Consider the following 10,678-nt stretch of genomic DNA (forward strand, 5'->3'; position numbering starts at 1 on the left):
TCCGCCTCCCCGGGGGGCGCCCTCGCGGGGGTGGGGGGGGCGCGCGGGGCGGCCGGGGGGGGGGCCGGGCTCTGCGCGCCGCGCCACAACCGGGGGGGGCGGTCGGCGGCGGGGGGCGCCCCCGCGCCCGCGACCAGACTGTCGGGGGAGGTGCTGCGGTCCAGGGAGACCGTGGCCGGCCGGGCGCCGTCGTCCCCGCCGGGCAGGGCGTACGCGCCGACGGCGGGCAGCACGAACCGGTGACCGTGCGCGGACCAGCCGCCCCGGACCCGGCCGACCGCGTCGGACTCGACGGTGGCGCGCTGGATGCGGTCCAGGTCGTACACGTACAGCGCGTCCCGGTCGCCCTCGCGGGTCGTCACCAGCAGCTTGTCCTGGTACCAGACCATGCCGGACAGCGGGGAGACCAGCCCCCGGTAGTCCCGGCCGCCGTCCACCGGCACGGCCAGCAGGGCCCAGGTGTAGCGCAGCGCGCCGGGGTCGTTCGCGTCGACGAAGGCGACCTTGGCCAGCCCCTGCTCGGGGGCCGGGCCGTCCATGGAGCCGCCCGACGCGCCCCGAGTCCAGCCGGAGAGGATCACACGGTTGCCGCCCCAGCGGCCGTCGTCGTCCGCGTCGCCCGAGGTCGTGACCGCGCCGGCCCGCCAGCCGCGGGTGTCGGAGGCCCCGAAGCAGTACGCGCGCGTGGCCGCCGGCTCCACCGGCAGGCGGTGCTTGTCGGCGGCCGGGCAGCCGGCCGCTTCCCGCAGCGGGAGGTCGGCGCCCTCCAGTACCGCGCCGACGCCGACGGGCCGGCCCATCTTCGACGCGAGCCGGTCCAGCCACCGCTCGGGCACCCGGTGCTCGGCCAGCGGCAGCCGCCCGGTCGCGTCGGACGCGGCGACCGGCTTCAGGGCCCCGGGGGCGTCGGTGACGGTGGCCTGCGAGGCGCTGATCAGTGTGGCGGCGGCGGTGAGCGCGAGGGCCGTCCCGGCCAGGGTCGCGCGCAGCGCCCTGCCCCGTCTGCGCCGCCGGTGTCTGCCGCGATGCTTCATAACGTCCTCCCGAGACGGACCAACTGCGCCTGGTGATCCGCACGTTGGCGGAGGAGCAGGTGGGGCGGTCCGTAGAGGGATGCTACGGCAGGTGAGGGATGCCGCGGACGAAGACCCCGCAAATATGCGAAAGATGCATCCCTGAGGACGCCGATGCGGCTTGTGCGGCACGCACGGTGAACCTCAGGGTGGCACAGCCGGCTGCGCCTGTGGGGCACCGGCGTTGAACCTGGGGGCGGCCTGTGCCGCACCGGCGGTGAACCTGGGGGCGGCCGTCGGGCACAAACGGTGAACCTGGGGTCGGCAGTCGGGTACAAACAGTGAACTTCAGGGCGGCTGTACGGCACGCACGGTGACCCTCAGGGGGCCTGCTCCGCACACGCCGTGACCCTCAGGGCGTCGGTGTGGCGCTGCGCTGTCTGCTCACCGCCGGCGCGGTCGAGTGCGGCAGCAGGTCCCGGGGATCGTCCGGGAGAAGCACCTCGACCTCGGCCTCCTCGGCGAACCGGTACGGCCGGTGCTCCAGGAACGCCCCCAGATACCGCCGCACCCGCGACATCTCGGCCCGCACCGTCACCGTCCGGGCCGGATCCCCGAACACGTCCGCCGCGAGGCCCGAAGCGCTGCGGCCGGAGCGGTTCAGGGCGAGGAGGTACAGCAACTCCGCGTGCCGGGGACTCAGTTCCCGGGTCCAGGAGCCCGCCCCGCCGCGCACCTCCACCGACCAGCGTCGCGCCGGCCTGAGGTCCAGCACGATCCGGGCCGGGCTGTGCGGCACCGGCTCGTCGGCGACCGCCCGCACCAGCCAGCCCCCGGCCAGCGGCTCCAGCGTGCACGGCCCGAGCGCCGGGAGCCGCGCCGGGCCCGCCGACAGTGACTTCGGCAGGGCCACGCGCCGTACGTACGGCATCCCGCTGACCGCCGCCGTCCAGCCGTCCGGGTCGACGACCAGCGCTCGGCCGCCCAGCCGGGCCAGCACCGGCGCCGCCACCGCGCGCAGCCGCTCCAGCGACTCCACGTGCATCTCCCGCAGCCGGGCCTCGGCCAGTTTCGCCACCGAACCGACCCAGGCGAGCGTGGCCGGATGCATCGTCTCCAGCGGCCCGCTCACATCCACCACGCCCAGCAGGCGGCCGTCCCGCGGATCGATCAGGGGAGCGCCCGCACAGGTCCAGCCGGCCTGGGAGCGCACGAAGTGCTCCGAGGCGAAGACCTGCACCGGCCGGCGCACCACGGCCGGGGTGCCCACGCCGTTCGTGCCGACGACGTCCTCGCGCCAGTCCGCGCCCAGTGCGAAGCCGAGCCCGTCCGCCTTGCGCAGCACCGGCGGGCTGCCCTCGCGCCACAGCACCCGGCCCTCCTCGTCGGCCACCACCATGATGTGGTGGGCGACGTCCGCCGCCGCCAGCAGGCCCTCCCGCAGCACCGGCAGCACATGGCGCAATACCGACGTCTCGCGCCGCCGCTGCACCTCCTCGCGGGACAGCGGGTCCACCCGTACGTCGTGGTCCGGATCGATGCCGCCGCGCAGCATCCGCTCCCAGGACCGCTCGATCACCGGGCGCGGTGACACCGGGGCGGGCTGCCCGGCCAGCCGTGCGGCGCGGACCTCGCTGAGGACCCGGGCCGCCCGGGTGCTGTCGACGGCGGCCAAGTGCGTGACATCCATGCGCGTGCGCCCCCCGGAGTCGCTTTTGACTGTCCGTCTCATAGTGCCGCCTGCCCCGGGAGGGTGCGCACAGTCCGCGCACAGTCGGCAGCAACTTGCAACCCCCTGCAACCCTGGTGGACGGACCGGCCGTGTCCGAAACTTGATCCGCGCCGTCCCGAGCGGCGTTCAGCGGCTCGAACGGGCCAGTACGGCGGGGGTGGTGCCGTGTCGGCGCAGCACCACCTCCGCTCCCGCACACAGCGAGCCCGCCCGCACCGAATCCGCTCACAGCGAGCCCGCTCACACCGAGCCCGCTCACACCGAGCCCGCGCGCACCGAACCCGCTCACACCGAGCCGCACACACCGAGCCCGCTCGCACCGTACCCGCGCACACGGACCGGCCGGTCGGCTCAGGACACCGGCCGGGCCCGCTCCACCACGGAGGCCAGATCCAGCGTGTGCGGCAGCGTCCCGAACGCCGCGCCCGCGTCGCCGCCCAGCCGCCCCGCGCAGAACGCGTCGGCGACCTGCGGCGGCGCGAAACGCACCAGCAGCGACCCCTGGAGCACCAGCGCGAGCCGCTCCGCCAGCCGTCGCGCCCGCCCCTCCACGCCCTCCAGGTCGGCGAGTTCGGTCAGCAGGCTCTTGATGGCCCCGTCCAGTCGGTGATCGGCGCCGCGCGCCTGCCCGACCTCCCGCAGATAGGCGTCCAGCGCCCCCGGCTCCCGCTGCAACGCCCGCAGGACGTCCAGCGCCTGGACGTTGCCCGCGCCCTCCCAGATCGAGTTCAGCGGCGACTCCCGCACCAGCCGCGGCATCTGGGACTCCTCGACGTACCCGTTGCCGCCCAGGCACTCCGCCGCCTCCACGGCGACGGGCGGGCACCGCTTGGTCACCCAGTACTTGGCGGTCGGCACCGCGATCCGCAGCAGTGCCCGCTCCTGCTCACCGCCGTCGTCCCAGGCCGCCGCCAGCCGCAGTGCCAGCGTCGTCGCCGCCTCCGACTCCAGCGCCAGATCGGCCAGCACGTTGCGCATCAGCGGCTTGTCGGCGAGCTTCCCGCCGAACGCCTCCCGGTACGTGCAGTGGTGCACCGCCTGCGCCACGGCCTGCCGCATCAGCCCCGCCGAGCCGAGCACGCAGTCGAGCCGGGTCGCCGCCACCATCTCGATGATGGTGCGCACCCCGCGCCCCTCCTCGCCGACCCGGCGCCCCCATGTGCCGTCGAACTCGACCTCGGCGGAGGCGTTCGACCGGTTGCCCAGCTTGTCCTTCAGACGCTGGATCCGGAACACGTTGCGCGTGCCGTCCCGCAGCACCCTCGGCACCAGGAAGCAGGTCAGCCCGCCCGGGGCCTGCGCCAGCACCAGGAAACCGTCGGACATGGGCGCCGAGCAGAACCACTTGTGCCCGGTCAGCTCGTACGTCCCGTCCTCGGCGAGGGGCCGCGCCGCCGTGGTGTTCGCCCGGACGTCGCTGCCGCCCTGCTTCTCCGTCATGCCCATCCCGAACAGCGCCCCCGCCTTGAGGTGCGCGGGCCGCAGCTCACGGTCGTAGACCATGGACGTCAGCCGCGGCTCCCACTCGGCGGCCAGGTCCGGGTCGGTGCGCAGGGCGGGCACCGCCGCGTGCGTCATCGACAGCGGGCAGCCGTTGCCGGCCTCGACCTGCGTCCACACCAGGAAGGCGGCGGCCCGCCGCAGGTGCCCGGCCGGGCGGTCCCAGGCCGCCGTCAGACCGGCCGCGACGCCCTTGCCGAGCAGCCGGTGCCAGGCGGGGTGGAACTCGACCTCGTCGACGCGGTTGCCGTACCGGTCGTGCGTGAGCAGCCGCGGCGGGTTCTCGTTGGCCTGCCGCCCCCACTCCTGCACCTGGGCCGAGCCGGAGGCCCGGCCGAGTGCCCCCAGCTCGCCGAGGACGTCGTCGCGCAGCTCCGGATCGAGATGCCGGTCGACCGCGGCGGCCAGGGCCCGGTCGGCGGAGAAGACGTCGTACCCGACCAGCGGCGGGACCTGGTTCGTCACGGTGTGGGTGCTGCCTGCCATGGTGCGAACGTACCCCGGGGTAGCACCTTGGCACCCGGTGAAACCGGACCGGCCGGCGAAGACCCGGCCTGTGGGTGAGTGGGCCCGGCCCCGGCGGATACCGTTAGGGGGTGCAGCCAGCAAGTGAAACCTCCGACACGCCGTCCGGGCGCCTCCACCGGGCGCGGGCCCTCTACCGGAACGTCTCCAAGCGCAGGACCGCCTGGCTGCTGGTCAAGGACACCGTCAACTCCTGCGTCGAGTACCGCATCCTCGGGCTGGCGGCCGAGGCCGCGTTCTTCACTCTGCTGTCGGTGCCGCCGCTGCTGCTCAGCATGATCGGACTGCTCGGCTACGTCGACGCCTGGACCGGCGCCGACACCATCCAGAGCCTCCAGACCAACCTCCTGGAGGCCTCCCGCACGGTCCTGTCCGACCAGGGCGTCCGGGAGATCGCCCAGCCGATCCTGCACGACGTGATGAAGGGCGGCCGGCCCGACGTCATCTCCATCGGCTTCCTGTTCGCCCTGTGGTCGGGCTCCCGCGCGGTGAACGTCTTCATCGACACCATCACCGTGATGTACGGCCTCGACGGCGTGCGGGGCATCGTCAAGACCCGCCTGATGGCGTTCCTGCTGTTCATCGTGGCCCTGCTGATCGGCTCGGTCGCGCTGCCGCTGATGGTGGCCGGGCCGGACGCGGTGGTGCGGATCGTGCCGTGGTCGACGACGGTCGTGCAGGTCCTCTACTGGCCCACGGTGATCCTCCTGTCGATCGCCTTCCTCACGACGCTCTACCACGTGTCCGTCCCCGTCCGCTCCCCGTGGATCGAGGACGTCCCCGGCGCGCTGGTCGCCCTCGGCATGTGGGTGCTCGGCAGCTTCCTGCTGCGGATCTACCTGACCAGCACCGTCGAGGGCCCCACGATCTACGGTTCCCTCGCCGCGCCCGTCGCCGTGCTGCTGTGGATCGGTGTGTCCGCGTTCGCGGTGCTCGTCGGTGCCGCGGTCAACGCCGCCATCGACCGGGTCTGGCCGGCCGCCGCGACGGCCGCGGCCCGCGAGGCCAACGAGCGGCTGCGGCAGGCCCAGGTGGCCGAGTACGTCGCCCGCACCGCCGCCGGCGAGTCCGACCCCGACATGCCCTCCGAGTTCCCCGAACGCTGGTCCCGCTTCCTGCCCCCCGAGGACGTCTCCGCCCGCCTGCGCACCCATGTGAAGAGCACCCACGTCAAGCACAGTCACGTGAAGAGCACGCAGGTCAACGGCGAGGGACAGCCGCCCGAGGAGAAGTGACCCCACCCCGCGCTCACACCGTCCAGGTCCCGGCCGCGGCCTCCTCGCGCACGAAGTCGCCGAAGTCCCTGGGCGCCCGGCCCAGCACCTCCCGCACCCCGTCCGAGACGTGTGCGTTGCGGCCGTCGAGGAGGGTGTCGAAGACCTCCGTCAGTCCCGCCACCTCGTCCGGCGGCACACCGAAACCCGCCAGCGCCTCTCCGTAGGCACGCGTCGAGACGGACCGGTACGTCAGCGGGCGCCCCGTCGCCCCGGCGATCTCCGCGACGGCCTCCCCGAACGTCAGCAGCCGCGCCCCGGAGAGCGTGAGGGTCCGCCCCGCGTACCGGTCACCGGACGTCAGCGCGGTCACCACCACGTCGGCGATGTCCCGCACGTCGAGGAAGGGCTCGGGCACCTCGCCGGCCGGGAACACCAGCTCCCCGCGCTCCCGCAGCTCCGCCACCAGCGGCCCCTCGCTGAAGTTCTGCGCGAACCACGCGGCCCGGACGACCGTCCGGCCCGCCCCCGAGTCGTGCAGCGCCTCCTCGGTGGGCAGGGCCTGGTCCTCGCCCCGCGCCGACAGCAGCACCAGCCGCCGCACCCCGAGCCCGGCCGCCTCGCGCCCGAGCGCGCCGACCGCCTCCGCGGCACCCGGCGCGCCGACGTCCGAGGGGAGTGCGAGATAGGCCGCGTCCGCGCCGCGCAGGGTGTCCGCCCAGGTCGAGCGGTCCCACCAGTCGAACCCCGTCGCCCGTGACGCCGCCCGCACGGTCAGTCCCGCCGCTTCGGCGGCCCGCGCGACCCGGCTCCCGGTACGCCCCGAGGCGCCCGTCACCACCACCGTCATGCCCTGTGAGTTGCGTGCCGTGTGCTCCGCTGCGTTCGTCATGCTCCCGAGTCAACTGCCGTGCGTCGCACGGAACCATCGCTGAACGGCTCATTCCCATACGACCGCGTCTACGCTGGCCGCATGGACGCTCTCGCAGGTCTGCTGGAAGGCCCCCGCGCGCGGGGCGCGTTCATGATCAGGGCCTGCTTCGACCCGCCCTTCGCGGTGCGTGTGGAGGACCGGGCCCCGCTCACGGTGATGCTGGTCGTCCGCGGCGAGGCCTGGATCGTGCCCGACACGGGCACGCCCACGCGGCTGCGGGCCGGGGATCTCGCCGTCGCCCGCGGCCCGGACCCCTACACCTGCGCCGACGCCCCCGGCACGGCCCCGCAGGCGGTGATCCTGCCGCACCAGGAGTGCCGCTACCCCGACGGGCGGCCCCTCAACGGCTCCATGGACCTGGGCGTCCGCACCTGGGGCGACCGCCTCGACGGGGAGACGGTGATGCTGATCGGCACCTACCCCCTGCGGGGCGAGGTCGGCGGGCGGCTGCTGGACGCCCTGCCGCCGCTGCTCAGCCTCACCTCCGACGTGTGGGACTGCCCGCTCACGCCGTACGCCGCCGAGGAGATCGTCCGGGACAGGCCCGGGCAGGAGGTCGTCCTGGACCGGCTGCTCGATCTGCTGGTCATCGCCGCGCTGAGGGCCTGGTTCGCCCGCCCCGAGGCCGAGGCGCCGGCCTGGTACCGGGCCCTGGCCGACCCGGTCGTCGGCGGTGTCCTGCGGCTCCTCCAGGACGACCCGGCCCACCCCTGGACCGTCGCCGCGCTCGCCGCGAAGGCCGGGGTGTCCCGTGCCGCCCTCGCCCGCCGCTTCACCGCCCTGGTGGGCGAACCCCCGATGTCCTACCTCACCGGCTGGCGCCTCGCCCTCGCCGCGGACCGCCTGCGCGACTCCGCCGACACCCTCGACGCGGTGGCCCGCAAGGTGGGCTACGGCAGCGCCTTCGCCCTGTCGACGGCGTTCAAGCGGGTCTACGGGGTGAGTCCGGTGGAGTACCGGGGGAGAGCGGCGTAGCGGCACCGGGCCCGGCCTCCGGCTCGGCCCCGCGCCCGGTCCACCGCCGCGGCGTAGCCTGGCCACGTGTACGTGGAGCGGGCGTCACGGCTGCCCGGGGCGGTGGCGTGGACCAACACCCCGTCCGGGGACGGGGTGGTCCGGGTGCTGCCCGACGGCTGCATGGATCTGCTCTGGCACGACGGGCGGCTGATGGTCGCCGGGCCCGACACCCGCGCCCACCTGCCGGACGGCGGGACGGGCCCCTGGGCCGGAGTCCGCTTCCCCCCGGGCACGGCCCCGGCCCTCCTCGGCGTACCGGCGCACGAGCTGCGTGACCGGCGCGTCGAACTCACCGACCTGTGGCCGGCCGCCCGGGTACGGCGTCTGGCCGGCGCCGTGAACGCCGCCGCCGACCCGGCGAGCGGTCTGGAGGAGCTGGCGCTGCGGCGGGCGGCCGGCACCGAAGCCCCGGACCCGCTGCTCAGGCAGCTCGTCACCGCCCTCGACGCGGGCCGCCCGGTGGCCACGATCGCCGACGAACTGGGCCTCGGCACACGCCGGCTGCACCGCCGCTCGCTGTCCGCGTTCGGCTACGGCCCCAAGACTTTGGCCCGCATCCTGCGGCTGCAGCGGGCCCTCGCGCTCGCCCGGGCCGGTGTGCCGTTCGCGGAGACGGCCGCCCGGGCCGGTTACGCCGACCAGGCCCATCTGGCCCGGGACGTGAGGGAGTTGTCGGGACTGCCGCTGGGGCGGCTACTCGCCGGCTAGCGGGGCGAACAGGTCCACCCCGTTGCCGTCCGGGTCGTGGACGACGGCGTACCGCTGCCCCCAGAAGGCGTCCCACGGCTTGAGCTCGCCGTGGTACCCGGCGTCGACCAGCCGGTCGTACCACGCGTCCACCTCCTCCGGTCCGTCGCAGCGCAGGGCCAGCGAGGCGCGGCCCCCGCCCGTGGGAGGCCGCCACCGCGGCAGGAAGGAACGGACCGTCTCCTCGGTGTCGAACAGCAGCCGCAGCCCGCCGGGCAGGGCGGTCTCGGTGTGCGGCTGGTCCTCGGCGCCGTCCGGGAAGTCGAGGCCGAGCCGGCGGTAGAACGCGACGGAGGCGGCCATGTCGGAGACGACCAGGCCGATGGCATCGAATCGTGCAGTCATGGAGCCACCGTAGGGAGACCCACGAGGCCCGGTCTTGAAGGAAACGGACGCCGGGCGCCCCGATCCGGTGCCGGGGACCGGGCGCCCGGCCACCTCACCGCCGGCCTCGCCCCGGGCGCTCGGCACGGGAGTCGTCCCCCGACCCCTGGCGGGCCCCCGTCGGCCCGGCCCCGGGCAGGGACGCCCGGCGCCTCGGGCGTGGACCGTCCCAGGGCGGCCCGGGGACGCCGGAAAGGCTCGCCGCGGGTGCCGCCGGGCCCGAGGCTTTGCCGTGCCAGACGAGACGAGCCGCCCCAGGGGAAACCCGCCGGGGGACGGCGGTTCGGAAAGGACAACCGCATGAGCAAGCGCAATCGGGCCGTGGCGTGGACGACGGCCGTGCTGCTGGGCGCCGGGGGGACCGGCATCGCCCTGGCGCCGGCGGCGAACGCCGCGCCCGCCTACTTCGGCATCGACGGCAAGGGCGCCGTCGCCAACGACTGGGAGGACGAGGAGAACCTCGGCGTCGAGGCCTACGCCCGGGGCAACGCCATCGCCCTGTGGGAGGCCGTGCTGTGGGCGGACGGCGCCCAGTGGGAGGACGACGAGGGCGAGTGGCAGCCCTTCCGCAAGAGCCAGATCGACGGCTCCTTCGGACCGGAGACCGAGTCGGCCACGCAGTGGTGGCAGAGCCGGCACAACCTGCCCGACACCGACGGCGTCGTCAACGGCGAGAGCTGGGACTTCGCCCAGACCCGGCTGCAGAGCCAGCCCGGCAACATCGTGCAGTACAAGGGCCTCGTGCGGAACGTCAACTTCAAGCGCGTGGGCGGCAAGTACCAGGTGAAGCTGCGGAACGTCGGGGCGTGGAAGTACGCCCACTACCGCACGCTCGGCTGAGCGGGACCACCGCCGGACGGCGGCCGGCCGTGCGGGTCACCCGCTCCCCACCGGCAGCGCCCACAACAGGCCGGCCAGCAGCACGGCGATGACGGCGAACGACACCAGAGCCGCCGCCCGCCAGCGCCGGTAGTCGGCACCGGCCGGCGGTGCGTCCGCCGCCGGCTCCGCCGGCCCGGCCGGCGCCCCGTGCGGCCACGTCCGGTCGGCCAGGTCCCACAGCGCCAGCAGCCGTCCCTGCTCCGCCCCCACCGTCCGGCACAGCGCCTGGACCGCGCCGCGGGGCGGTTGCTTGGCTCCGCTGAGGTACCGCTGCCACGACGACTTGCTGTACGCGGTCCGCCGGGCGAGCTCCGCGAGGCTCCAGCCGGTGCGGTCCTTCAGGGCCCGCAGCTGCTCGACCAGGTCTCGTGCCTCCCTCGGCAGTGCGTCCGGAAGCGGCCGCCAGCGCGTCATGGTCGTCCCCCCACTGCTCGCCGAGCGTCCCGCCCCCGGACACCGGCCCCTCCCCACCGCATCGTTCGACGCCCGACCGTCCCGGCCAGTTCCCCCCGATGGCGGGCGCCCGACGCGCACAAGGGGTGTGCGGCGAACTCCCGCACGACCAGGGACCGGTGAAGCGCGCCCCACCCCCGCGATCGCTCGGCGGCGGCGGCCAACGGCACCGCGTCCGGCAGCAGCCGGCCCTTCCCGCCGATCCCGTCGACGGCGAGATCCGCCCCCTCGATCCCGGCCCGTGCCCCCCGCCCCCCCCCGGCCGGCGGGGCGGGCG

9 protein-coding genes and 1 pseudogene are annotated in these 10,678 nt (G+C 75.1%); 4 read left to right on the forward strand and 6 right to left on the reverse strand.

Annotation, left to right across the window (positions count from 1 at the left end):
• Positions 1–137: 137 nt before the first annotated feature.
• The 3 genes and pseudogenes from ACFV20_RS31560 to ACFV20_RS31570 all read right to left on the reverse strand — a co-directional run.
• Positions 138–1,034, reverse strand: a pseudogene (locus ACFV20_RS31560) (hypothetical protein); the annotation flags it as partial.
• A gap of 391 nt (positions 1,035–1,425) precedes the next feature.
• A complete protein-coding gene (locus tag ACFV20_RS31565) occupies positions 1,426–2,703 on the reverse strand; it encodes a GAF domain-containing protein (protein ID WP_385662920.1) in 1,278 nt (425 codons plus the stop codon).
• A 393-nt stretch (positions 2,704–3,096) separates the two neighbouring features.
• Complete coding sequence (locus ACFV20_RS31570; protein WP_385662923.1) at positions 3,097–4,731, reverse strand: acyl-CoA dehydrogenase family protein; 1,635 nt, start codon at positions 4,729–4,731, stop codon at positions 3,097–3,099.
• Positions 4,732–4,841: 110 nt separating this feature from the next.
• On the opposite strand from ACFV20_RS31570, the gene ACFV20_RS31575 reads away from it, so the two are divergent.
• The gene (locus ACFV20_RS31575) at positions 4,842–6,005 is read left to right on the forward strand and encodes a YihY/virulence factor BrkB family protein (protein ID WP_385662926.1); all 1,164 of its coding nucleotides are present in this window, start codon (positions 4,842–4,844) and stop codon (positions 6,003–6,005) included.
• A 13-nt stretch (positions 6,006–6,018) separates the two neighbouring features.
• Here ACFV20_RS31575 and ACFV20_RS31580 read toward each other — a convergent pair whose 3' ends face one another.
• The gene (locus ACFV20_RS31580; protein ID WP_385662929.1) at positions 6,019–6,876 is read right to left on the reverse strand and encodes an NmrA family transcriptional regulator; all 858 of its coding nucleotides are present in this window, start codon (positions 6,874–6,876) and stop codon (positions 6,019–6,021) included.
• 81 nt (positions 6,877–6,957) lie between these two features.
• Here ACFV20_RS31580 and ACFV20_RS31585 point away from each other — a divergent pair, with 81 nt between their 5' ends.
• A complete protein-coding gene (locus ACFV20_RS31585; protein WP_385662932.1) occupies positions 6,958–7,893 on the forward strand; it encodes an AraC family transcriptional regulator in 936 nt (311 codons plus the stop codon).
• A 66-nt stretch (positions 7,894–7,959) separates the two neighbouring features.
• Positions 7,960–8,643: a helix-turn-helix domain-containing protein gene (locus ACFV20_RS31590; protein WP_385662934.1), complete on the forward strand. Its 684-nt coding sequence runs from the start codon at positions 7,960–7,962 to the stop codon at positions 8,641–8,643.
• On the opposite strand, the gene ACFV20_RS31595 is transcribed toward ACFV20_RS31590, so the two are convergent.
• Entirely contained in the window at positions 8,629–9,027 is a 399-nt protein-coding gene (locus tag ACFV20_RS31595) for a VOC family protein (protein WP_385662937.1), read from the reverse strand. The two genes, ACFV20_RS31590 and ACFV20_RS31595, sit on opposite strands and share 15 nt — an antisense overlap.
• A 339-nt stretch (positions 9,028–9,366) precedes the next feature.
• Here ACFV20_RS31595 and ACFV20_RS31600 point away from each other — a divergent pair, with 339 nt between their 5' ends.
• A complete protein-coding gene (locus ACFV20_RS31600; RefSeq protein ID WP_385662939.1) occupies positions 9,367–9,906 on the forward strand; it encodes a peptidoglycan-binding protein in 540 nt (179 codons plus the stop codon).
• Positions 9,907–9,942: 36 nt separating this feature from the next.
• Here ACFV20_RS31600 and ACFV20_RS31605 read toward each other — a convergent pair whose 3' ends face one another.
• Positions 9,943–10,362, reverse strand: coding sequence for a helix-turn-helix domain-containing protein (locus ACFV20_RS31605; protein ID WP_385662941.1), 420 nt, complete (start codon positions 10,360–10,362; stop codon positions 9,943–9,945).
• Positions 10,363–10,678: the final 316 nt, after the last annotated feature.

It is taken from the genome of Streptomyces sp. NPDC059696, assembly GCF_042733745.1.
GTDB lineage: Bacteria > Actinomycetota > Actinomycetes > Streptomycetales > Streptomycetaceae > Streptomyces.